Source organism: Cytobacillus gottheilii, from assembly GCF_900166665.1.
Lineage (GTDB): Bacteria > Bacillota > Bacilli > Bacillales > Cytobacillaceae > Cytobacillus > Cytobacillus gottheilii_A.
In genome coordinates this window covers 2,753,584-2,778,351 of record NZ_LT800494.1, presented here as the reverse complement: position 1 = coordinate 2,778,351, position 24,768 = coordinate 2,753,584, and the positions used below count along the sequence as shown (strand labels likewise).

20 protein-coding genes are annotated in these 24,768 nt (G+C 40.8%); all 20 read left to right on the top strand.

Going from position 1 to position 24,768, the window contains the following annotated elements; genetic code table 11:
- Positions 1 to 228: 228 nt before the first annotated feature.
- The 20 genes from asd (at position 229) to B7E07_RS13625 (ending at position 24,593) form a co-directional block, all read left to right on the top strand.
- Positions 229 to 1,278, top strand: a complete 1,050-nt coding sequence (gene asd / locus B7E07_RS13720; protein ID WP_080846395.1) for an aspartate-semialdehyde dehydrogenase — start codon at positions 229 to 231, stop codon at positions 1,276 to 1,278.
- 38 nt (positions 1,279 to 1,316) lie between these two features.
- A complete protein-coding gene (gene dapG, locus B7E07_RS13715; protein WP_080846394.1) occupies positions 1,317 to 2,555 on the top strand; it encodes an aspartate kinase in 1,239 nt (412 codons plus the stop codon).
- A 28-nt stretch (positions 2,556 to 2,583) separates the two neighbouring features.
- Entirely contained in the window at positions 2,584 to 3,447 is an 864-nt protein-coding gene (dapA, locus tag B7E07_RS13710) for a 4-hydroxy-tetrahydrodipicolinate synthase (RefSeq protein ID WP_080846393.1), read from the top strand.
- Between the two features lie 684 nt (positions 3,448 to 4,131).
- Positions 4,132 to 5,796, top strand: a complete 1,665-nt coding sequence (locus B7E07_RS13705) for a ribonuclease J (protein ID WP_218970425.1) — start codon at positions 4,132 to 4,134, stop codon at positions 5,794 to 5,796.
- A 457-nt stretch (positions 5,797 to 6,253) separates the two neighbouring features.
- Complete coding sequence (locus tag B7E07_RS13700; protein WP_080846392.1) at positions 6,254 to 6,991, top strand: ClpP family protease; 738 nt, start codon at positions 6,254 to 6,256, stop codon at positions 6,989 to 6,991.
- Positions 6,988 to 7,200: a YlzJ-like family protein gene (locus B7E07_RS13695; RefSeq protein ID WP_080846391.1), complete on the top strand. Its 213-nt coding sequence runs from the start codon at positions 6,988 to 6,990 to the stop codon at positions 7,198 to 7,200. The genes B7E07_RS13700 and B7E07_RS13695 overlap by 4 nt, the downstream gene beginning before the upstream one ends.
- Positions 7,201 to 7,382: 182 nt before the next feature.
- Positions 7,383 to 9,719 carry a DNA translocase FtsK gene (locus B7E07_RS13690; protein ID WP_080846390.1) on the top strand — a complete coding sequence of 779 codons (2,337 nt, stop codon included), beginning with the start codon at positions 7,383 to 7,385 and terminating at the stop codon, positions 9,717 to 9,719.
- A gap of 800 nt (positions 9,720 to 10,519) precedes the next feature.
- Positions 10,520 to 11,245 (top strand): GntR family transcriptional regulator, encoded by a 726-nt coding sequence (locus B7E07_RS13685; RefSeq protein WP_080846389.1) that lies wholly within the window; start codon positions 10,520 to 10,522, stop codon positions 11,243 to 11,245.
- An 82-nt stretch (positions 11,246 to 11,327) separates the two neighbouring features.
- Positions 11,328 to 12,446, top strand: a complete 1,119-nt coding sequence (locus B7E07_RS13680; RefSeq protein WP_080846388.1) for a BMP family lipoprotein — start codon at positions 11,328 to 11,330, stop codon at positions 12,444 to 12,446.
- 258 nt (positions 12,447 to 12,704) lie between these two features.
- Entirely contained in the window at positions 12,705 to 14,243 is a 1,539-nt protein-coding gene (locus B7E07_RS13675) for an ABC transporter ATP-binding protein (protein ID WP_080846387.1), read from the top strand.
- A complete protein-coding gene (locus tag B7E07_RS13670; RefSeq protein ID WP_080849194.1) occupies positions 14,236 to 15,282 on the top strand; it encodes an ABC transporter permease in 1,047 nt (348 codons plus the stop codon). The genes B7E07_RS13675 and B7E07_RS13670 overlap by 8 nt, the downstream gene beginning before the upstream one ends.
- A complete protein-coding gene (locus tag B7E07_RS13665; protein WP_139785638.1) occupies positions 15,283 to 16,242 on the top strand; it encodes an ABC transporter permease in 960 nt (319 codons plus the stop codon). It begins immediately after the preceding gene.
- Positions 16,243 to 16,930: 688 nt separating this feature from the next.
- Entirely contained in the window at positions 16,931 to 18,214 is a 1,284-nt protein-coding gene (gene yfmF, locus B7E07_RS13660) for an EF-P 5-aminopentanol modification-associated protein YfmF (protein WP_080846386.1), read from the top strand.
- Positions 18,214 to 19,503 carry an EF-P 5-aminopentanol modification-associated protein YfmH gene (gene yfmH / locus B7E07_RS13655; RefSeq protein ID WP_080846385.1) on the top strand — a complete coding sequence of 430 codons (1,290 nt, stop codon included), beginning with the start codon at positions 18,214 to 18,216 and terminating at the stop codon, positions 19,501 to 19,503. The genes yfmF and yfmH overlap by 1 nt, the downstream gene beginning before the upstream one ends.
- A gap of 124 nt (positions 19,504 to 19,627) precedes the next feature.
- Positions 19,628 to 20,350, top strand: coding sequence for an elongation factor P 5-aminopentanone reductase (gene ymfI / locus B7E07_RS13650; RefSeq protein ID WP_080846384.1), 723 nt, complete (start codon positions 19,628 to 19,630; stop codon positions 20,348 to 20,350).
- A 125-nt stretch (positions 20,351 to 20,475) separates the two neighbouring features.
- A complete protein-coding gene (locus B7E07_RS13645; RefSeq protein WP_080846383.1) occupies positions 20,476 to 20,733 on the top strand; it encodes a DUF3243 domain-containing protein in 258 nt (85 codons plus the stop codon).
- 219 nt (positions 20,734 to 20,952) lie between these two features.
- Positions 20,953 to 21,744, top strand: a complete 792-nt coding sequence (locus B7E07_RS13640; RefSeq protein ID WP_080846382.1) for a DUF3388 domain-containing protein — start codon at positions 20,953 to 20,955, stop codon at positions 21,742 to 21,744.
- A gap of 19 nt (positions 21,745 to 21,763) precedes the next feature.
- Positions 21,764 to 22,684, top strand: a complete 921-nt coding sequence (locus B7E07_RS13635) for a helix-turn-helix domain-containing protein (RefSeq protein ID WP_080846381.1) — start codon at positions 21,764 to 21,766, stop codon at positions 22,682 to 22,684.
- A gap of 67 nt (positions 22,685 to 22,751) precedes the next feature.
- On the top strand, positions 22,752 to 23,333 hold the full coding sequence (pgsA, locus tag B7E07_RS13630) for a CDP-diacylglycerol--glycerol-3-phosphate 3-phosphatidyltransferase (protein WP_080846380.1): 582 nt from the start codon (positions 22,752 to 22,754) through the stop codon (positions 23,331 to 23,333).
- A gap of 18 nt (positions 23,334 to 23,351) precedes the next feature.
- The gene (locus B7E07_RS13625) at positions 23,352 to 24,593 is read left to right on the top strand and encodes a competence/damage-inducible protein A (RefSeq protein WP_080846379.1); all 1,242 of its coding nucleotides are present in this window, start codon (positions 23,352 to 23,354) and stop codon (positions 24,591 to 24,593) included.
- The last annotated feature ends 175 nt before the right edge of the window (positions 24,594 to 24,768 follow it).

Genomic DNA, 24,768 nt, shown 5'->3' with positions numbered 1-24,768 from the left:
CAGGCTGCTTCAGTTCCAATAGTAACAGGCAGGACTGAATCCTGACTGAATAATAAAACCTTATTCTTTAATGAGTGAATATGATAAAATGAAGTGGAACTTGATCTTTTTGTGAAATAAAAACCACACAGCTTCTGAAGTAGGATCATGCTGTGCTGGATTTTCGCGGTTTTTACCCACGATTGTTAATGAAGATGAAATATATGGAGACGGAAGGGGAAACACAAAGTGAGCGAGAAAAAAGGATTTCATGTAGCAGTTGTAGGTGCAACTGGTGCTGTTGGACAGCAAATGCTGCAAACATTAGAAAATAGAGATTTTCCAATCAGTAAACTAACACTGTTATCATCTGCTCGTTCAGCAGGGAAGACAGTTTCATTTAAAGGGGAAGAATATACTCTGCAAGAGGCAAAGCCGGATAGCTTCCAAGGCGTTGACATTGCCTTATTTAGTGCTGGAGGCGGTGTTTCAAAAGAACTTGCTCCTGCAGCGGTTGAGCATGGTGCGATTGTAGTTGATAACACGAGTGCTTTTCGCATGGATGAAAACGTTCCATTGGTTGTGCCTGAAGTAAATGAACAAGATCTATTGAATCATAAAGGCATTATCGCCAACCCAAACTGTTCGACCATTCAAATGGTTGTAGCTCTGCAGCCACTAAAAGAGAAATATGGTCTGAAAAAAGTCATCGTTTCAACATACCAGGCTGTCTCTGGATCCGGCGCTGCAGCTGTTGAGGAATTAACACAGCAAACGCAAGCGATCTTAAACAATGAACCTTTTACACCTGAAATATTGCCTGTAAAAGGGGATGAAAAGCATTACCAAATTGCTTTTAATGCGATTCCGCAAATCGATAAATTCACAGAAAACGGTTTTACGTTTGAAGAAATGAAAATGATTAATGAAACGAAAAAAATCATGCATAACGAAGACTTAAAAGTAGCGGCAACCTGTGTGCGTTTACCTGTAGCTACAGGACATTCTGAATCCGTTTATGTTGAACTTGACAGTGAGAGTGCAACGGTTGCTGACATTCAGGCACTTTTAGACAAGGCGCCGGGAGTTGTTCTTCAGGATCAGCCGCAAGAACAGATTTATCCAATGCCTGCAGATTGTGTCGGCAGCAATGATGTATTTGTCGGCCGTATTCGCCAGGATTTAGATGTACCAGCAGGTTTCCATATGTGGGTTGTATCTGATAATCTATTGAAGGGTGCTGCTTGGAACTCCGTCCAAATAGCCGAAAGCCTAATTAAATTAGGATTAGTAAAATAAAAAACTTCAAAAGCTAAGAGAGCATTAGAGGTGTTTAGATGAAAATCGTCGTGCAAAAATTCGGCGGAACATCTGTTAAAGATGAAGAAAGCCGCAGGCATGCCTTAAGGCATATAAAAAATGCGATTGCAGAAGGCTACAAAGCGGTAGTAGTTGTATCAGCAATGGGCCGCAAAGGAGACCCATATGCAACAGATACGCTGCTATCTCTTGTACAGTCAAATGAAGCATTAATTAATAAAAGAGAAACCGATTTGTTATTATCATGCGGTGAAATCATATCAAGTGTTGTATTTACGAATATGCTTCGTCAGGAAGGAATTTCAGCTACCTCTCTTACAGGTGCCCAAGCTGGTTTCCGTACAAACAATGATCATACAAATGCAAAAATCATTGATATGAAATGTGAACGTTTATTAAGTGAGCTTGAGCATTTTGACGTGATTGTTGTTGCAGGCTTCCAGGGAGCTGCTAAAAATGGGGATGTGACAACGATTGGCAGAGGCGGCAGTGACACATCAGCCGCTGCACTTGGCGCAGCATTAAATTCAGAGTGGATCGATATCTTCACTGATGTGGAAGGGATTATGACAGCAGATCCGCGAATTGCCGAAAAAGCAAGACCATTGTCTGTTGTAACGTATACAGAGGTCTGTAACATGGCTTATCAAGGTGCAAAGGTCATTCATCCTCGTGCAGTGGAAATTGCAATGCAATCGAAGATTCCGATTCGGATTCGTTCGACCTATAGCGATAGCCCTGGAACTCTTGTCACAACGATTAACCGCAACAGCAGAGGAACCGATATTAAAGAGCGTCCGGTAACAGGAATTGCGCATGTTCCAAACGTAACACAAATTAAAGTAGTTGCTAAAAAGGATCAATACAATCTGCAATCCGAAGTGTTTAAAGCAATGGCGAATGAAGGCATAAGTGTTGATTTTATTAACATCTATCCTAACGGAGTTACGTACACAGTCACGGAGGAAATGACCGATCGTGCAATAACGGTTCTAAAAGCGCTAGGTCATGAACCGTATTTTGAAGAGGCTTGTGCGAAGGTATCCGTTGTGGGTGCAGGGATGCAGGGTGTCCCGGGAGTAGCTTCACGAATTGTGACTGCATTATCAGAGCAAGGCATAAGAATCCTTCAATCAGCAGATAGTCATACAACCATTTGGGTGCTCGTAAAGCAAGCAGATCTGGCAAAGTCAGTGAACGCACTTCATAATGCTTTTCACCTTGAAAAAGACACAGCAGAATTCGAAAAAAGATAAATAAGCAACTGTATGAAGGAGTGGAACAATGATTCAATTTGGGAGAGTTTCTACAGCGATGGTTACGCCATTCGATAACAAAGGCCATGTTGATTTTCTAAAAACAACACAGTTAGTCAATCATCTAATTGATCATGGCACTGATTCTCTTGTGATTGCAGGAACAACAGGAGAATCTCCTACCTTAACCAAGGAAGAAAAGCTGGCTTTATTCCAGCATGTAGTTAAGGTAGTTGACAAGCGTGTACCTGTTATTGCAGGAACAGGCAGCAACAACACCTACGATTCAATTGATTTAACAAAAAAGGCTGAAAAAATCGGCGTAGATGCGGTTATGATTGTTGCGCCATATTATAATAAACCAAACCAGGAAGGGCTTTATCAGCATTTTAAAGCGGTTGCCGAAAGCACGGCACTGCCGGTTATGGTTTACAATATTCCAGGCAGATCGGTTGTCAATATGACACCTGAAACGATTATCCGCCTTTCTAAAATCCCGAATATCACAGCGGTTAAAGAAGCAAGCGGAAACTTAAATGCAATGACAGAAATCATTGGCGGAACTTCTGAGGACTTTTCCTTGTACAGCGGGGATGACGGCATTACACTTCCAGTCCTTGCAATCGGAGGAGCTGGAGTTGTTTCTGTAGCATCGCATATTATTGGGGATGAAATGCAAGAAATGGTTCATGCCTTCTTAAACAATGAAAACGAAAAAGCAGCGAAAATTCATCAAAAGCTGCTTCCAATCATGGAAGGCCTTTTTGCAGCTCCAAGTCCAGCACCAGTCAAAACAGCTTTACAAATGCGCGGACTTGATGTTGGCTCAGTTCGCCTGCCAATGGTTCCATTAACACAAGAAGAAAGAGCAACACTAGCAGAATTAATCTAAACAGAAAAAAGCAAAGATGTAAGTCCTAAAACCAACATTCTGAGGCTGAGACATAAGTATTTAAAACAACCACAGAACCGAATGAATAGGAAGTGAACCTTTCTAATCATTCGGTTCTTTTTTTATTTGTTTAACATTTAATTTCTAAACATGAGTGAAATGGAGCGGAGGACCCTCGACTCCTGCGGGCTGAAGAGCAAAGGGTGAGACCCCGCAGGAACGGAGTGACGAGGAGGCTCAGCTTGCTCCCCGCGGAAAGCGAGGGTCTGGAGCGCAATGGAACGGGCTTGTTTAAATACCCAAACCAGGATCATAAATATTCATGTTTTAGAAATATCAAATTCGTTTTGTCCCAGCCTCTTTTATTTTTCTCACATTTATTAGAGAATGGAGCACGTTGCGACGAGGCTTAAGCTCCCGCCCGCCGGAAAGCGAGTACCCTGAGTGGAAATCTTTTTTAAACACAAAGACTGCGAAAACATCATGAATATGTCTAATCATTCTATTACCTATAAAAGTGCATAGTGACAAGTACTAGCAAAGGGAAAATCCATTTATTTTCATAAAATTCAGAACCATATTCCTAACTATTTGCATAAATCTGGTTGTCATCATTTTCAATATTCAAGTATAATATGGATAACTGATTACGGTCGGCTAAAGAAATATAGGAGGAAACATACATTGAACAGACAGAATGAAAGCATCAAGATTACACCACTCGGGGGAGTCGGAGAATTAGGCAAAAACATGTATTTAGTTGAAGTGGACGAGGATATTTACGTGCTCGATGCGGGTCTCATGTATCCTGAAAATGAAATGCTCGGAATTGATATTGTCATACCGGATATTTCCTATTTAGAGCAGAATAAGGATCGAGTAGTTGGAATTTTTCTGACTCACGGACATGAAGATCATATCGGGGCATTAGCCTACATTTTAAGAGTATTGCCTGTGCCTGTCTACGGAACAAAATTAACACTCGCACTGGCAAAATCTAAACTAAAAGAAAACGAATTTAAAGGCAAAGCACAGCTGATCGAAATTCAGCCTGAAACACAATTGGAATTTGAAACTGCACAAGTCTCTTTCTTTCGGACAACCCATAGCATACCCGACAGTGTCGGCATAAGCATACATACATCAGAAGGAGCTATCGTGTATACTGGAGACTTTAAATTTGATCAAGCGGCATCAAGTTTATATAAGGCTGACATAGGAAAGATGGCCAGAATTGGGGAAGAGGGCGTATTATGCCTGCTTTCTGATAGTACCGAAGCAGAAAAGCCAGGCTATACAAAATCAGAAGCTATTGTTCTAAAGGAATTAATCAGTGTCTTTGAACAAGCGGAAGGCAGAATTGTCGCAGCTGCATTTGCTTCTGATCTCATTCGCATTCAGCATATTTTTGATGCTGCTGCCCAAACGGGAAGAAAAGTAGCGGTTGTCGGCAAAAGCTTGAAAAAAGTGTATAACATCGCTCTGACTCTGAATTATCTGCAAGTCGATGAGGATCTGATTATTCCGCTAGCGGAAATCTCGAATTTTGATAACCATGAGGTAGTTGTAATGACTACAGGCTCTCAAGGTGAACCAATGGAAGTTCTGCAGAAAATGGCCAAGCAATCCCATCGTCATATCAATATAAAAAAGGGAGATACAGTTTTAATCGCTGCATCCGTGGTTCCAGGAACAGAGCTCTTTATTTCTAAAACAGTTGATATGATTTATAGAGCGGGTGCCCATGTTATCTCTGGAAAAGGAACGTTTAATACATCAAGTCATGGCAGCCAGGAAGAATTGAAGTTTATGATGAATCTGATGAATCCGAAATTCTTTATGCCTGTACATGGTGAATATAGAATGATGAAAGCTCATGCGAAAGTCGCAGCAGAATGCGGCGTAGAAGCAGATCATATCTTTATCCCTGACAAAGGGGAAGTTGTTGAATATAAAAATGGCATGTTCCGTCCGGCTGGGAAAATTTCAGCAGGTAATGTTTTAATTGATGGAAGCGGTGTTGGCGATGTAGGAAATATCGTTTTAAGAGACCGTAAGCTTTTATCTCAGGATGGAATTCTGCTTGTGGTCGTAACCTTAAACAAAAAGGAAAAAAAGATTGCAGCTGGACCAGAAATCATCACAAGAGGTTTTGTGTATGTGCGGGAATCCGAGCAGCTGCTGGTTGATGCATCACAGCTTGTGAAAGAGGTTGTCGAAAAGAAATTGGCAGAATCGTCATTTGACTGGTCATCTATTAAACAGGATATGCGTGATTCCCTATACCAATTCTTATTCGAGCAAACAAAACGCAGACCAATGATATTGCCGATTTTAATGGAAGCATAAAAGGAGGAGGCTGGGACATCCGTATACAGCCTACTGATACTTCCGAATGATTAGAAAACAACTCTTTCTAATCATTCGGTTTTTTTTATTTGTATTTATCATATATCTTGTCAAAACAGTACGGAGGATTTCGACTCCTGTCTGCAATAGAGAAAAAGGTGAGACCATGCAGAAGCTTTGCTATAAGGAAGCACTGCTTGTGATCCATGCATCGCTGGTGAAACGAACTTTTATAAATAACCCAACCATGACATGAAACAATGGTGTTTTAGAAATTGATTTTCTTTTTGTCTCAGCCACTTTGATGGATTTAGAAAATGAGCAGCATAATTTTACTTTTTTGCTTAAAAAATTTATAGAAAAGTATTCTCCCGTCGAAAACGAATCCAATAATATCAGAATGAAATTCCCATAACCGCTCATACTATCCATATATTGCTTGAAGGGAGAAATATGGATGGATCACCAAATGCAAAACAATGAAGGTCAAGAGCAGCCAAAAGAGGACAGACCATCACCATTAATGGAAAAAATTCAGCAGCTTGGGCAGACCAATGTTCCGCAGCTGTCACAGGACTCAAAAATTCACTGTTTAACAATTGTCGGGCAAATTGAAGGGCATCTTCAGCTGCCTCCACAAAATAAAACAACCAAATATGAGCATCTCATCCCGCAAATCGTAGCTATTGAGCAAAACCCAAAGATCGAGGGATTACTCGTAATCTTAAATACGGTCGGTGGTGATGTCGAGGCAGGACTTGCCATTTCTGAGATGCTGGCTTCCTTGTCCAAACCAACAGTATCCATTGTTTTAGGAGGAGGACACTCGATCGGTGTACCTATTGCGGTTTCATGTGATCATTCTTTTATTGCAGAAACAGCAACAATGACGATTCATCCTATTCGCCTGACAGGTTTAGTCATTGGAGTACCGCAAACGTTTGAATATCTCGATAAAATGCAGGATCGGGTTATTAACTTTGTGACAAAACACTCGAACATTGAAGAGCAGCAATTTAAAGATCTTATGTTTGCAAAAGGCAATCTGACTAGAGATATTGGAACAAATGTGGTTGGTTCAGATGCAGTAGAATATGGGTTAATTGATAGTGTTGGCGGAGTTGGCCCGGCATTGCAAAAGCTGAATGAATTAATCGATCTGAACAAGGATGAAAGTGAGGGGCTTGTTCAATGATCCTGTATACCATGATGCCGGAGGAGCTTATTTTCCCGCTCGAATCCAGCACATATAACTCGCAGAAGGTTATTACGTATAATGGGATACCATTGCTGGTGGAGAAGCTTGAAGGTCCGCAATGCAGAGTGCTGCGTGTAATGAGCAGCGATCCGAATCATTATATGAATGATGCGTTTATGCCTGGAACAAAAATTACGCTAACATAACCTAGCAATTCTTAAATATGCTATAATAGATACGAAAACTGAGAGCAGCCAATATGGCTGCTCTCTCGTTTCATACATCGTTTTTATGCTAGAAACGCGCCAATGAAAAAAATACAGCGTATAAGCCTAAAAATGAACAAAATGGTTTATCATGGTAATAACAATAAAAATAAGGTGATATGATGGCAAAAAAGAAGAGAAGACGTTCAAAAACAACAGATAGTGTTAAGCGAACGATTAAATTTGAACTGATTGCCCTTGCATTGCTAACCCTTGCTGTCATTTCTATAGCAGGTTTAGGTGCAGTCGGCAAAACCACCGTTCTTTTTTTCCGCTTTTTTACGGGAGAATGGTATATGATTTGCCTATTAGGCATGGCTGTGTATGCTGCCTATTTAATGTGGAAAAGAGAGACACCCCATTTGCTGAACAGAAGATTGGTAGGAATCTATTTTATAGCGGGATCCCTCTTGCTTTTAAGTCATGTAAAATTATTTCAGCTTCTATCAAACGGGGGGCAATTCGATAATCCAAGTGTGATTACAAACACATGGCAGTTGTTCTGGATGGAAAGTGCAGGTGAAACAAGTACAGATGAACTGGGCGGCGGAATGATCGGTGCCATACTCTTTGCACTATTTTATTTCTTGTTTGATGAAGCCGGCTCCAAAATCATAGCCTTTTTACTGATTATCATCGGGTTTATTTTACTGACAGGCAAAACGTTTGGTGAAACGGCAGGTAAAATCATGACATCAGTATTTTCCTTTGCCCAAAAACAGTGGCTGGCTTTTATAGATGATGTAAAAGAGTGGATTGGCGGACAAAAGGATAAAAGATCAGAAAGAAAAAATCAAAGACAGGCCGAAAAAAATGAACAGCAGCAGGAAGACGATCCTGTTATCACCATCAATTCCATGAACGAGCCTGTACAAGAGGATATGAATCCAGAGCCTATGATTTCTAGTTTTGCAGAAAGAGCATACATACAGGAAGAAGATACCGTGGTACCTGCAGCAGAAGAAACAGCTGATGCAAGTGAGGCAGAAGATCCGCTTCCTCCTCAGATTACGTTTACGGAAATGGAGAACAAGGATTATCAGCTGCCGCCTATGCGTCTATTAAAATTACCGAATCAGACAGACCAAAGCGGTGAATATGAACTAATCCATGCAAATGCCGCTAAGCTTGAACGCACCTTCCAGAGTTTCGGTGTAAAAGCAAGAGTTACTCAAGTTCATTTAGGACCTGCAGTAACAAAATATGAAGTACATCCTGATGTGGGAGTAAAAGTCAGCAAAATTGTCAGCTTAAATGATGATCTGGCGCTTGCATTGGCTGCAAAGGATATTCGAATTGAGGCCCCAATTCCAGGAAAATCGGCAATTGGGATAGAAGTGCCAAATTCAGAGGTTGCTATGGTTTCCTTGCGAGAAGTTATTGAAACAAAAGGGAAGGATAAACCAGATGCGAAGCTGTTAATCGGCTTAGGCAGAGACATAACAGGCGAAGCTGTGATGGCTGAATTAAATAAGATGCCCCATTTGCTCGTGGCTGGTGCGACAGGAAGCGGGAAAAGTGTATGTATCAATGGAATTATCACAAGTATTTTAATGCGCGCAAAGCCTCATGAAGTGAAGCTGATGATGATTGATCCAAAAATGGTAGAATTAAATGTTTATAATGGAGTGCCTCATTTGCTTGCCCCTGTTGTAACAGATGCCAAAAAAGCGTCACAGGCACTTAAAAAAGTAGTAAGTGAAATGGAAAGGCGCTATGAGTTGTTCTCTCATTCCGGCACTCGTAACATTGAAGGATATAACGATTATGTTAAACGGCATAACGCAGAGGAAGATGGACAGCAGCCGCTGCTTCCCTATATCGTAGTGATTGTGGACGAGCTTGCCGATTTAATGATGGTCGCTTCTTCCGATGTGGAAGATGCCATTACAAGATTGGCCCAGATGGCCAGAGCGGCAGGAATCCATTTAATTATTGCTACACAAAGACCATCTGTTGATGTCATCACAGGTGTTATTAAGGCCAATATTCCATCGCGAATCGCTTTTGCCGTTTCGTCTATGACTGATTCACGCACAATTCTCGACATGGGCGGCGCCGAAAAGCTTCTCGGCCGAGGGGATATGCTATTCTTGCCTGTAGGTGCTTCAAAGCCTGTTCGTGTTCAAGGTGCCTTTCTATCAGATGAAGAGGTAGAAGAAATTGTTGACTTTGTCATCGGACAGCAAAAAGCTCAATATCAGCAGGAAATGATCCCTGAGGATGTGCCCGAAAAAACAGAAAAAGTAGACGATGAATTATATGATGAAGCAGTAGAGCTTGTTCTGGAAATGCAGACAGCGTCCGTATCCATGCTGCAGCGCAGATTCCGTGTCGGTTATACAAGAGCCGCCCGCCTGATCGATGAGATGGAGGCAAGAGGCATTGTCGGTCCTTACGAAGGAAGCAAGCCAAGATCGGTCCTTCTCGGCAAACCGGGAGAAGAAGCAAGCTTATAGAATGCAAGAAGATTGTAGGACAAAAGAACTTAACACCATCATAGAACCGAATGGTTAGGAAGAGAATCTTTCTAATCATTCGGTTTTTTATTTGTTTTTTTTAAACATGAGTCGAATGGATCCGAGGATACTGATTTCTAGTGGAAGAAAGCATGCTGTGAGAAGGCTCAGCTTCCTCCTATAAAAAGCGAGACACGGCAGCACAAGTGGTCTGAATTGGTTAAATACCAATACCATGTTTGATTATACGTTTCAAGCGATTCGTTTGGTTTTGTCTTAGAAACTAGTTTATTTCCCGATTATTAAAAGCTTTTCTTCTATTAAACGGCCTTGAAACAGCTATTTTGCGTTATATCTGGCAAATGGAATGGAAGGTACAGTAACCCTCGGTGCTGCCCCATCTTTGATCCGTACTCGGCAGCAGTAAAAATGTTCTGCGAAGCACGTTCGGAGCGTATCACCAGCATTCGACAAACGATCTTTACAGTCCGTTTACCGGGTTTTAATGTGACATACTATTGGAAACACTTACATTTACATTTGTTGCTCAATTCGGAATACATCAGCAAAATTTCGCTTTCATAAAATATGAAAGCGATATCAAAATGCCAAATATACCACTATTTCCCTTTGTAAATGTTAGGCAATTATAACAATTGAAATCTATCTATCTTTTTTCGACATTTTCATGAAATACTATTCCTTTATTGGGTAAAAAGTGTTATAGTATTTTCGATTAGTAGGAATGATTGAACATCAGAGGTCTGATGTCTTGAGAAAATGGGTTGGAGGAACACTGCATGTCTATTAAGTCAGATAACCGGCATTTATATTTGCAAGTCATCGATCGTTTAAAGCAGGACATTGAAGTTGGGCTATATAAAGAAAGAGAAAAACTCCCATCTGAATTTGATCTTGCCAAACAGCTCGGTGTCAGCAGAGCGACACTGCGTGAGGCGTTAAGGATTCTTGAAGAAGAGAATATCATTATCCGCCGCCATGGTGTAGGTACTTTTGTGAATGCAAAGCCGCTTTTTACCTCTGGCATAGAACAGCTGAACAGTGTGACAAACATGATTTTGCAGGCTGGAATGAAGCCTGGAACCATTTTTTTAAGCTCAGTCACCCAAGGGCCAACTGAAGAGGATATACGCCGTTTTTCATGTTCTATTGAGGAAGACATTGCTGTGATTGAAAGGGTAAGAACCGCTAATGGAGAGCCGGTTGTCTATTGTATTGACAAGGTGCCTGAAAAAATCCTGCCAGAGACCTTCTCGCATGAGAAAGAATCATTTTTAGATCTGCTGGGAACAGACGCTGGCCGGAAGATTACATATGCCATAGCACAGATAGAACCGATTGGATATCACGACAAAGTTTCCCCGATATTAGAATGTGACCCTGAGACTGCACTGCTTGTTTTAAAGCAAATGCATTATGATGAAATGGACGAGCCTATCCTTTACAGTGTTAATTATTTCAGAGCAGACAAGTTTAGCTTTCATGTTTTAAGAAAGCGCATCTGAGTTTGGCTTGATTTATGCAATCATTCATGAATTTTGGGTATTACTACTAATGTAAAAACAATTTCTTTAGGGGGTACACACGTTGAAAAAGCGCAAATTTGGTTTAGCAATGTCGTTAGTCCTAGCAGCAGGTACATTTTTAAGTGCTTGTGGCGGCGGTGAAAGTAACGAAGGATCCGACACAGATAACGGTGGTGCTGGAGAAAGCACTGAAAACAACTTTACAGTTGCAATGGTTACAGATGTTGGTGGAGTTGATGATAAATCATTCAACCAATCAGCTTGGGAAGGTATTCAAGCTTTTGGTAAGGAAAACGGTCTTGATAAAGGAACAGACGGTTACAACTACTTGCAATCACAATCTGATGCAGACTATTCTACAAACTTAAACAACCTTGTTCGCCAAGATTTTGACTTAGTATTCGGTATTGGTTTCATGATGGAAGGTGCGGTGAATGAAATCGCTCAGCAGCAAACAGATGCTCACTTCTCGATCATTGATGCTGTAGTTGATCAGCCAAACGTAGCAAGTGTTCTTTTCAAAGAGCAAGAAGCTTCTTTCCTTGCTGGTGTAGCTGCTGCTCTTGCAACTGAAACAAACAAAATCGGTTTCATCGGCGGAATGGAATCTGAAGTTATCGAGCGTTTCGAAGCTGGTTTCCGTGCTGGTGTACAAGCAGTAGATCCTGCAATCACTGTAGATGTTCAATATGCTGGTGCATTCGATAAAGCTGAACTTGGTCAAACTATTGCTTCAACAATGTATTCTTCTGATATCGATGTAATTTTCCACGCAGCTGGCGGAACTGGTAACGGTCTATTTAAAGAAGCGCGTGACTTAAAAGCAAATGACCCTGAAAGATCAATCTGGGCAATCGGTGTTGACTCAGACCAAACAGCTGAAGGTGTTGTAGAAGCTGGCGGAGAAGAGCACAATATCGTATTAACTTCTGCAATGAAGCGTGTTGACGTTGCAGTACAAGACGTTTCAAAACATGCTATGGAAGGAAACTTCCCTGGCGGAGAAACAACTACTTATGGTTTAGCTGAAGATGGCGTTGGTCTTGCTCCTCTTAACGAAGAAGTAGCAAACAAAGCGGACATCGAAACAGCAGTAAATGAGTGGATTGAAAAAATCAAAGCTGGTGATTTAACGATCCCTGGCACAATTGCTGAATTAGAAACTTTCTCAGCAGAGTAATGTTGCAACAAAGGAATAAGCGGTAGCCTGTTTTCACCGCTTATTCCTTTTTTAAAGAAAAAAAACGAGTTTTTATGTTTAAGAGTAAAACGTTAATTGAAGGTCAGAATTCGATCTTTCATCTGCCTTTCACTTAGCTGTTTACAACTAAATGAAATAAGGAAGTAAACTTGGCGCTGGCCAGGTTTTTATATGAGGTTGCAAGGTCTGACCTCTAACTACTAGATGTCCCCTTTAATAAAGCGAGGAGTGAAAAGAATGGAATACGTGATCGAGATGCTTAACATCCGAAAAGAATTTCCAGGCATTGTTGCAAATGATAACATTACGCTGCAGCTGAAGCAAGGAGAAATACATGCATTGTTAGGTGAAAATGGTGCAGGTAAATCAACGTTAATGAACGTGCTTTTCGGTCTCTACCAGCCAGAAAAAGGCGAAATCAAAGTGAATGGAAAGGCAGTGCAAATCACCAATCCGAACATTGCGAATGAGTTGGGCATTGGAATGGTGCATCAGCATTTCATGCTTGTTGATAAATTCACTGTGACTGAAAACATTATCTTAGGGAAAGAAACGACATCACGTGGACGCATTGATATCAAAAAAGCAGAACAGGATGTACGTGAAATCTCTGAAAAATATGGTCTTGCTGTGGATCCGCAAGCTTATATTTCCGATATATCTGTAGGCATGCAGCAAAGGGTTGAAATATTAAAAACGCTCTACCGTGGTGCTGAGATTTTAATCTTTGATGAGCCGACAGCTGTATTGACTCCTCAGGAAATTAAAGAACTAATTCAAATTATGAAAACCTTAATTAAAGAAGGAAAGTCTATTATCTTAATCACACACAAACTGAAAGAAATCATGGAAGTTTGTGATCGTGTAACCGTTATCCGCAAAGGTGTGGGGATTGGCACAGTCAATGTAAGTGAGACCAATCCGAACGATCTGGCTAGCTTAATGGTTGGCCGTGAAGTAACGTTTAAAACAGAAAAAACAGAAGCAAAACCTGAACATGGTGTGCTTGAGATTAATGGTCTGAACGTAAAAGATTCCCGTGGATTGCCAGCTGTTAATAATCTTAACTTAGAAGTGAAGGCTGGAGAAATTGTGGGGATTGCCGGAGTAGATGGCAATGGGCAGTCAGAATTAATCGAAGCGATCACAGGACTGAGAAAGTCTGAAAGCGGTTCAATTAAGCTGAATGGCAAAGAAATTATCAATATGCCTCCAAGAAAAGTAACAGAGGCAGGAACTGGCCATATCCCACAGGACCGTCACAAACATGGTCTCGTTTTAGACTATCCGATTGGTGCGAATATCGCACTTCAAACCTACTATAAGCGTCCGTTTTCAAAAGGCGGAGTACTGAATTACAAAGAAATTTATAAAAAAGCGAAAAGCTTAATTAAAGAGTACGATGTGCGTACACCAAGTGAGTTTACGTTAGCACGTGCATTATCAGGCGGAAATCAGCAGAAAGCGATCATTGGACGTGAGATCGATCGTAATCCTGATTTGCTGATCGCTGCTCAGCCTACACGCGGTCTTGATGTAGGAGCAATTGAATTTATTCATAAGCGTCTGATTGAACAGCGTGACAATGGAAAAGCCGTTCTGTTAATCTCCTTTGAACTTGATGAAATTATCAATGTCAGTGACAAGATCGCTGTAATTTATGAAGGAGAAATTGTCGCTATCGTTGATCCAAAATCAACTACAGAACAAGAATTGGGATTATTGATGGCTGGTTCGAAACAGAAGAAAGAAGGTGTGGATCATGCAGATGTCTAATCGCACGAAAAATATTATTGTTCCCATTATCGCCGTTTTACTGGGGATGCTCGTAGGAACAATCATCATGCTTATTACTGGCTATGATCCAGTTGCGGCATTTGGTGCTTTGTGGAATGGTGCTTTCGGTGATTCTTACTTTACTGGAGAGACCATCAGACAAATCACACCATATATTTTAGCCGGTTTAGCTGTTGCGTTTGCTTTTAGAACAGGCTTATTTAACATCGGAGTTGAAGGACAGCTGATTGTTGGCTGGCTTGCAGCTGTCTGGGTAGGGGTTGCATTCGAACTTCCGAAGGTCATTCACTTGCCGCTCGCTGTTTTAGCAGGTGCTGCAGCAGGAGCGTTATGGGCATTTATTCCAGGTCTTTTAAAAGCAAGATTTAGAGTTCATGAAGTTATTGTAACCATTATGATGAACTATGTTGCTTTACATGTTACAAACTATATCATTCGTTCTGTGCTATCTGAATCAAGTGACCGAACAGAATTGGTACATCAAAGTGCATCTCTTCGTTCACCATTTTTTGAAAGTCTAACTGACTATTCCCGTTTGCACTGGGGAATTTTTATCGCACTTATTTGCGTATTTATCATGTGGTTCATTCTTGAAAAAACGTCAAGAGGTTATGAGTTAAAAGCAGTTGGATTTAACCAAAATGCTTCTGAATATGCGGGGATGAATGTTAAATCAAATATCATAATGTCTATGGTCATTTCTGGTGCGTTTGCAGGTCTTGCAGGTGCAATGGAAGGTCTGGGGACATTTGGCTATGCAGCCACAAAGGGCGGTTTTACAGGAGTTGGATTTGACGGAATTGCTGTTGCCCTTCTAGGTGCAAATGGACCAATCGGAATTATTTTAGCGGCTATTTTATTCGGAAGCTTAAAAGTTGGCGCATTGAACATGCCGCTTGAAGCTGGTGTACCGAATGAACTCGTTGACATCATTATCGCGTTAATTGTGTTCTTCGTCGCAGCAAGCTACATGATTCGTATGTTTATTGATCGTATTAGTAAAAAGGGGGTGAAGTAAGTGAGCTTCATGGATGTATTAGTTATCATTATTCCGTCCACATTATTATGGGCTGCTCCACTTATTTTCACTGCATTAGGCGGAACCTTTTCAGAGCGTTCCGGTGTTGTAAACATTGGGTTAGAAGGTTTAATGGTCATCGGTGCATTTTCAGCGATTGTTTTTAACTTAACTTTTGTTGATGCACTTGGCGCTTGGACTCCTTGGGTATCCCTTTTGGCTGCAATGGCAGTTGGAGCATTATTTTCTCTTATTCATGCTGTTGCTTCCATTACATTCCGTGCCGACCAGACTGTATCTGGTGTTGCGATCAACTTGTTGGCAGTCGGGGTTTCCTTATTCCTTGTTAAATACTTTTATGATAAAGGTCAAACCGACATTATTCAAAAAGGGTTTAGTAAAATTGATATCCCAGTGCTGAGCGATATCCCAGTCATTGGTGAATTGTTTTTCTCAAACACTTATTATACTTCGTTCGTGGCGATCTTCGTTGCGGTGATTGCATGGTATATCATTTATAAAACTCCATTTGGTTTACGCCTTCGTGCAGTTGGTGAGCATCCGATGGCAGCAGACACTATGGGGATCAATGTAACAAAAATCCGCTATATTGCGGTTGTTCTCTCTGGTGCACTTGGAGGAATTGGCGGCGGTGTATACGCTCAATCCATTTCATCCGATTTTGGACATGCTACCATCAGCGGACAAGGGTTCATGGCTCTTGCAGCAATGATCTTCGGTAAATGGCATCCGCTTGGTGCGATGGGTGCAGCTTTATTCTTTGGATTTGCCCAAAGCTTAAGCATCATCGGAAATAGCTTGCCATTCTTGGAAAACATTCCAAATGTGTATCTGTTAATTGCGCCGTATGTCTTAACAATCCTTGCTCTAACAGGATTTATCGGCCGTGCTGATGCACCAAAAGCTTCTGGTGTGCCTTATATTAAAGGAAGCAGATAATAAATAAACATAAGTCGAATGATTAGAGATATATCTTTAATCATTCGGCTTTTTTTGGGTAATTGCTTTACGAACGAATGAAAAAATAAGCGGAGAATTTCCGGTTATTTTCAGAATTAAGCTATTTTCGGGCGAAATAAGCGGAGATTTTCCGGTTAAATGGGAAAAAAATCGCTCATTTGCACGTTTTTTGGTTAATTAGACGGAATTTCTCCGTCTATTTAAGCCATTTTTCAGTGATTTTACGAAATAAGCGGAATTCTTCCGCTTAATTATAAGATTTGTCAATCTGGTGTTTTTAGAAAAATAGGCCAGAACTCGCAGACATTTCACCACGGAAAGCGAGAGTGCGTAACAGAAGTGTTTCTGATGACCCGCGTTCTTAGATAATGATTCCTTCCTTTATATCCCACTTTTTATAATCTGTTCCAACTTCTCCTAAACATCACAAAATAACCGCCGAAACCCTATTCCTTGTACAGTGGAAATGTTTAGCATATGATAATAAGACAATGCTGAGGTGAGCAGAAAATATCTCTTCACTTTTGTACATATAATAAGAAAAGATGTGTTCAAAACCTGTGCTTGGTAAACACTGTGTTATGTAACAAATGCAATTTATTATCTTTAAGATGATAAAATTCAACTTAATATGGAGAAACTGAGCCTATATAAAGGAGGAAGATACATGAGCGTTATTGAAGAAAATGTACAGCAGCTAAAAGGTTTTAAGCTCCATACAGTAAAGACCTCTAAGTTTAAAACCAATACGATTGTCTGGAAAATGAAATCCCCATTAAAGAAAGAAACGGTGACAGCCAGATCGCTACTGCCTCATGTCCTGCAAAGCAATAGTGAGCAATATCCAACAACCGCCAAGTTACGATCATACTTAGATGAACTGTACGGTGCATCCCTTTTTACAGATCTTTCGAAAAAGGGCGAATACCATGTGATGAGCTTTTCTCTTGAAATCGCCAATGAAAAGTTTTTATCCGATCAAACCCCTCTGTTAAAGCAGGCATTTGATTTTTTAGCCAATATACTTACACGTCCAAACGCAAGCGGAAGCGCTTTTGATGCAAGTACCGTGGAAAATGAGAAGAGATCATTAAAGCAAAGAATTCAAGCAGTGTACGATGACAAAATGCGTTATGCGAACTATCGCCTTGTTCAGGAAATGTGCAAAGAGGAGCCTTACGCTCTTCATGTGCATGGACAAATTGATGATGTTGATGCGATTACACCTGAAAGTTTATATGCCTATTATGAAAATGCTCTAAAAGAAGATGAGCTGGACTTATATGTGATTGGCGATATTGATGAAAATGAAGTGGCTGGATATGCCAATGAACTTTTCCAATTTTCTGATCGTACACCAGAAGTCATTGATGCCCGCCAAACCTCAATCAAAAAAACCGATACGAATACGGTGAAGGAAGAGCAGGATGTAAAGCAAGGAAAGCTGAATATTGGCTATCGCACAAATGTTCTTTATGGGGAAAAAGAGTACTATGCACTGCAAATCTTCAATGGCATATTTGGCGGATTTTCACATTCGAAGCTGTTTTTAAATGTGCGTGAAAAAGCAAGCTTGGCTTATTATGTAGCGAGCAGACTGGAAAGTCATAAAGGCTTGATGATGGTGATGTCGGGAATTGATAACAGTAAATATGATCAAGCGGTAGGCATCATAGAAGAACAAATGAAAGCAATGAAAAATGGAGAATTCACGGAAGCTGAAATGGATCAAACGAAAGCAGTCATTAAAAATCAATTGCTTGAAACCGTTGATACTGCTAGGGGAGCGATTGAAGTATTATATCATAATGTCGTTTCTGAACAGTCAGTTTCCCTGGATGAATGGCTCGAAGGCATGGACGCTGTTACAAAAGATGATATTGTAGCAGCAGCAAAAAAATGTGAACTGGATACCGTGTATTTCCTATACGGAAAGGGGGAAGCGAACTGATGGAAAAACTAACGTTTAATCAGCTGCAGGAAGATCTCTATTATGAAAAGCAAAGCAATGGCTTGGATGTGTATATACTTCCAAAAAAGGGCTTTAATAAAACATTTGCAACATTTACAACCAAATACGGCTCAATCGACAATCATTTTCTGCCGCTTGGAAAAGATGAATATGTAAAAGTTCCAGATGGAATTGCTCATTTTCTGGAACATAAGCTTTTTGAAAAAGAAGATGGCGATGTTTTTCAGCAGTTTAGCCGCCAAGGAGCTTCTGCAAATGCTTTTACATCATTTACACGAACGGCATACCTTTTCTCTAGCACATCTAATGTTGAAAAAAACTTAGAGACCTTAATTGATTTTGTGCAGGAGCCTTATTTTACAGAAACCACGGTTGAAAAGGAAAAAGGGATTATCGGTCAGGAAATTACAATGTATGATGACAATCCAGACTGGCGACTTTACTTTGGCCTTATTGAAAACATGTTCAGCAATCATCCGGTGAAGATTGATATTGCAGGCACGGTTGAATCGATTTCACATATTACAAAAGATATGTTATATGAGTGCTACAATACGTTCTATCATCCAAGCAATATGCTTCTATTTATTGTTGGTCCTGTTGAGCCGGAAGACATCATGAACCTCGTGCGCAGCAATCAGAATGCAAAGGATTATAAAGAGCAGCCAGCGATTCAGCGCAAATTTGATGAAGAACCTGTCGCTAGTGACACGAAGAAAAGAGTCATGAAGATGAATGTACAGACATCTAAATGCTTAGTCGGAATAAAAAGTCATGAGACGGCCCAAACAGGTGAGCAAATGCTAAAGCATGAGCTGAGCTTAAATATTCTGCTTGATATCATCTTTGGCAAAAGCTCGGAAAACTACAATGAGCTCTATAGTGCAGGGCTGATCGATGACACGTTTTCATTTGATTATACGCAAGAGCAGGGTTTTGGATTTGCCATGGTCGGCGGTGACACGCCGGATGCTGACCGTTTAGCCGAAACACTTGAAACCATGCTCTTAAAAGCAAAAGAACAGGGACAAATAACGGAAGAAAGTTTGCAGCGCACGAAAAAGAAAAAGATTGGTGCGTTCCTAAGAGCCATTAACTCGCCTGAATACATCGCCAATCAATTCACGCGGTATGCATTTAATGATATGAAGCTGTTTGAAGTAGTGCCAATGCTTGAAAGCATTACGTTAGAGGATGTAGAGCAGGCCGCTTCCAGATTTATTGAAGAAGATCGCTTTACTGTTTTTCAAGTATTGCCAAAAGCATAAGAACTGTTCTAAAAAGGGGGGGAAACTCCCTTTTTTGTTGTGCAGACTTCTACCATACTGACGCTCTGCAAACCGTTCTCTTATGGTAGAATACCTATGATGAAGTTTTTTGGAGTGAATACATATGAAGAAATTTGCTTTAGTAACAGGTGCGAGCGGAGGGATTGGTCAAGCAGTTTGCCGAAAATTGGCTCAAAATGGTTATTCCTTGTATTTGCATTACAATCAGAACGCCGCACCAATTGACAGCTTGCTGCAAGAGTTTGCAGAATATGGAGGAGAATATATCCCTATCCAAGCGGACCTCTCTGTACATGGAGGCTATAAAAAAATCGCTGCAAACATCTTTTCACTAGATGAAATTGTTATAACAAGCGGAATTGCACATTATGGGTTGTTCACAGATATGACGGATCGTGATGCGGAAGATATGCTGTATGTGCATGCAACAGCACCGATTTTATTGACAAAAGAGCTTTTGCCGAAGCTGATAAAAAAAGGAACAGGAAGCATTGTCTTTATTTCATCGATCTGGGGTCAGACCGGCTCTGCTTGTGAGGTGCTTTATTCTGCTGCAAAAGGTGCGCAAATCTCTTTCGTTAAAGCGTTAAGCAAGGAGCTGGCTTTAAGCGGCGTGCGTGTAAATACGGTTGCGCCTGGGGCTATTTCAACGAATATGATGTCTGGGTTCTCTGAGGAAGAAATTTTAGGCATACAAGAAGACGTTCCGATGGGGAAAATGGGTACTGCCCAAAATGTGGCAGATGCCGTGCAATTTTTAATTTCTGATCAGGCCTCCTATATAACCGGACAGGTGCTCGCTGTAAATGGCGGCTGGTACACTTAAGTTATATATGTGCAATTCGTCAAAAAGTTGTCATTTTATACACTAGAGTATGTTGTACTCGATGAATATTTTCTCTCCTCTAAATGCAAAATAATATCGTATTACCATTAAGGAGGGATTTGTACATGTCAGTACTTGATAATTGGCAACAATGGAAGGATTTCCTTGCTGATCGTCTTCACCAAGGTGAGAACCAAGGGATGGGCAAAGATACAGTTAACAACGTTGCTTTCGAAATCGGTGACTATCTGGCAAAGCAAGTTGAACCGAAAAACGATCAGGAGCGCATTCTTGCGGATCTTTGGTCTGTTGCGAATGAACAGGAACAACATGCGATTGCCAATATGATGGTTAAGCTTGTTGAAAACAACGGTACAAAGTAATACATCACTGAAAAAGAGAGGGCATCCTCTCTTTTTTCTATTATGAAACGGCCAGCAGATTCTCTCCTGCTAGTAATAATCCTTTCACCAATAGCGTTTTTCCTTTCATCTTTATTGGAAATCATATATTATAGAAGCTAGATGAAATAGAGGAATGAAATTGGCTCTATTAAAAATAAATTAATTTAATTGCTTGGCTAGTTTTAGGAGGTTTTTTCTGTGGAAAAGAAAGAATGGTACCTCGAATATGAAATTGTGATAAACAGGCCTGGTCTGCTGGGGGATATTTCTTCCCTTCTCGGGATGCTATCAATAAATATTGTAACAATTAATGGGGTAGATGAAGGTCGAAGAGGATTGTTAATTTTAGCAGAAGACGACGAACAAATCGTTAGACTTGAGTCAATTTTACATACAATGGATACAATAAAAGTAATCAAAATTCGGGAGCCGAAGCTGCGTGACCGATTAGCAGTCCGTCATGGCCGATACATACAAAGAGATGCGGATGATAAAAAAACATTCCGATTTGAAAGAAAGGAACTTGGTCTTTTAGTTGATTTTATGGCAGAATTGTTTAAACAGGATGGCCATAAGCTGATAGGCATTCGAGGTATGCCCCGTGTCGGAAAGACAGAGTCGATCGTTGCTTCCAGTGTGTGTGCGAATAAACGCTGGCTATTTGTTTCTTCGACGCTTTTAAAGCAGACGATTCGGAATCAGCTGATTGATGACGAGTATAATGCAGATAATTTATTTATTATAGATGGAATTGTCTCAACAAGGCGGGCAAATGAGCGTCATTGGCAGTTAGTGAGAGAAATCATGAGGCTTCCATCGGTTAAAGTGATTGAGCATCCGGATATTTTTGTGCAAAATACAGAATATACACTTAATGACTTTGATTATATTATCGAATTGCGTCATGAGCCAGATGAAGAAATTAAGTATGATGTAGTAGACAAAAACAATATGTTCTCTGAATCTGCTTTTGGAGACTTTGATTTTTAGTACGTTGGAAGGTGTTATAATGACAGAACTAGGAAATCGATTGAAAGAAGCCCGGATCGCAAAGGGCATGAGTCTTGATGATCTGCAGACAGCAACCAAGATTCAAAAAAGATATTTAGTGGGCATTGAAGAAGGCAATTATAGTGTCATGCCGGGGAAATTCTATGTTAGAGCATTTATTAAGCAATATGCAGAGGTTGTTGGCCTGCATCCTGAAGAACTTTTTGAGGAATTTAAGAGTGAAATCCCAACTGGTATGAATGAAGATATTCCAGAAAAGCTCTCAAGAGTTCAGACACGAAAAGATATTTCTGGCGGGACATCAAAATTCTTTGAAATCCTGCCGAAAGTTCTAATCGCTGTATTTGTGGTCGGAGTATTTGCTGTTGTTTATTATTTCTATGTACAATTTTCCGGCAATAATGCAACCGATCCTGCTGAACCGGAGAATACTCCTGGTGTAAATGTCGAGAATAACCTGCCTGAGGATACCGATGAAAATAACGGTTCAGGCGAGAATGAAGCAGATGAAGGCACTGGCGAGGATACAGAGCAAGAAGAACCTGTTGAAGAACCTGTCGAGGAACCAGAACCTCCTGCTCAAGAAGTAACAACTGCTGAGACGAATGGCCAATATACAACATATGAGCTGAAAAATACGGACAAGTTTGAACTGAAGCTTGTTTCAACAGGCGAAACATGGGTGAATATTAAAAATGGCAAAGGCTATTCTTTCTTTCAAGGGATGCTCGTTGCTGGAGATGAAGCCAATTCAACTCAAGTTGTTGACCTGACAAAAGAAGAAGAAGCGGTGCTTGTTATTGGAAACTCTTCTAACACAGAAATATACATTAATGATGAAAAAATTGAGTATGCTGTCTCACCAAGTGATTTCGTACGGCAGGATATTACCATCCGCTACGTCGCGGATACTGAATAGTCATCAATCTGATGGCTATTTTCTCATGCGTTAAAATCGGTAAAGCAATTATTACTGGAGGTCTATAATGAATCTGCCTAATAAAATTACAATATCTAGAATTATGTTAATCCCATTGTTTATGATTATCATGCTTGATCCTTTTTCATGGGGTGACATTTCCCTGCTTGGAGTTGATGAACTGCCTGTTGCCCACTTAGCAGGTGCACTGCTGTTTATCATTGCGTCAACAACAGACTGGATCGATGGCTACATTGCCAGAAAATATAATCTGGTTACAAATCTCGGGAAGTTTTTAGATCCGCTTGCAGATAAATTGCTTGTTTCGGCAGCATTAATCGTACTTGTTGAGCTGCATCTTGCTCCTTCCTGGATCGTTATTATTATCATTAGCCGTGAATTTGCGGTTACTGGTCTCCGCCTTATTTTGGCTGGCGGCGGTGAGGTAGTCGCTGCAAATATGCTAGGCAAAATTAAGACTTGGGCCCAAATTATTGCCGTTTCAGCTTTGCTGCTGCATAATATTCTATTTGAAATGATCTCTATCCCGTTTGATATGATTGCCCTTTGGGTCGCGCTGATCTTCACAGTTTGGTCGGGATGGGATTATTTTGCAAAAAATAAACAAGCTTTTGTTAATTCTAAATAAGCAATCGGAGGGGAAAGCATGAATGCAGAAATCATTGCGGTTGGTTCAGAGCTTTTGCTTGGCCAGATCGTAAACACAAACGCTCGCTTTATTTCCAGGCAGCTGGCCGATATCGGCATTAATGTATACTATCAAACCGCTGTAGGAGATAATCCCTCCCGCCTGAAGTCAGCAATTGAAATTGCTGAAAACAGGGCCGATTTGATTATTTTTACAGGAGGCCTTGGTCCAACGAAGGATGACCTCACAAAGGAAACCATTGCCAGCCATTTGAATACAGAGCTGCAAATGGATGAACATGCGCTGCTTTCCATTGAGGCGTACTTTACAAGAACTGGACGGCCAATGACAGAGAATAACAAAAAACAAGCGCTCATTTTACGTGGATCAGAGGTTCTTCCAAACGAGCATGGGATGGCACCTGGAATGATCTTCAAAAAAGATGAGCGCATCTATATGCTGCTGCCGGGACCGCCAAAAGAAATGGAACCAATGTTTCTTAAATTTGCATACCCGGCATTGCGCTCGAAACTGGGTTCCACTGAAGTGATTGCCTCTCGAGTTTTGCGTTTTTTTGGCATTGGCGAAGCCATGCTGGAAACAGAAATTGAGGATTTAATTGATGGTCAAAGCAACCCAACGATTGCCCCGCTTGCAGGCGATGGGGAGGTTACACTGAGAATTACTGCGAAGCATGGTGATCTTCAGGTGGCTCATCAGCTGATTGATGAAACAGAAGAGAAGATCAGAACACGAGTCGGCCAATATATATACGGATATGACGACACGTCTCTTATGGAAGAGCTGATCAAGCTGCTGAAAGAAAAGGACTTGACGATTGCTGCAGCAGAAAGCTTGACAGGGGGCATGTTCCAGCAGGAGTTTACGTCTATTCCTGGTGCAGGCAGCCTTCTAAAAGGCGGAATTGTATGCTATACAAACGAAGTAAAAGCAAATCTCCTGCAGGTAAAAGAAGAAACCATTCAATCGTTTGGGGTTGTCAGCGGTGAATGTGCAATAGAACTGGCAGAAAATGCGGCCAAGCTGATGAATGCCGATGTCGGCATCAGTTTTACTGGCGTTGCCGGACCGGATGAATTAGAAGGCCACCCTGTTGGCACAGTCTATATCGGACTCTTCCAAAAAGGGAAAGAAACAGCAGTTGAAAAACTAAATCTGGGCGGCTCAAGAGCAGCGAATCGGATGCGAAGCATAAAATATGGATGTCACTTTTTGTTGAGCTATATACAGGAAGCGTAAAAGCAGGAGGGATGCAGGATGTGCATTCCTTTTGTTTTTGATAAATAACGATTATGATAGAAATTTTCATAGGCAGCCTCACATAAATTCAGATAGTGGCAGCTTTTTGCATTTCTCGAACATATTTAATGAGATTAACGAGCTTTTGCCAGCAGAAAATCCAATTTTGGCAAGT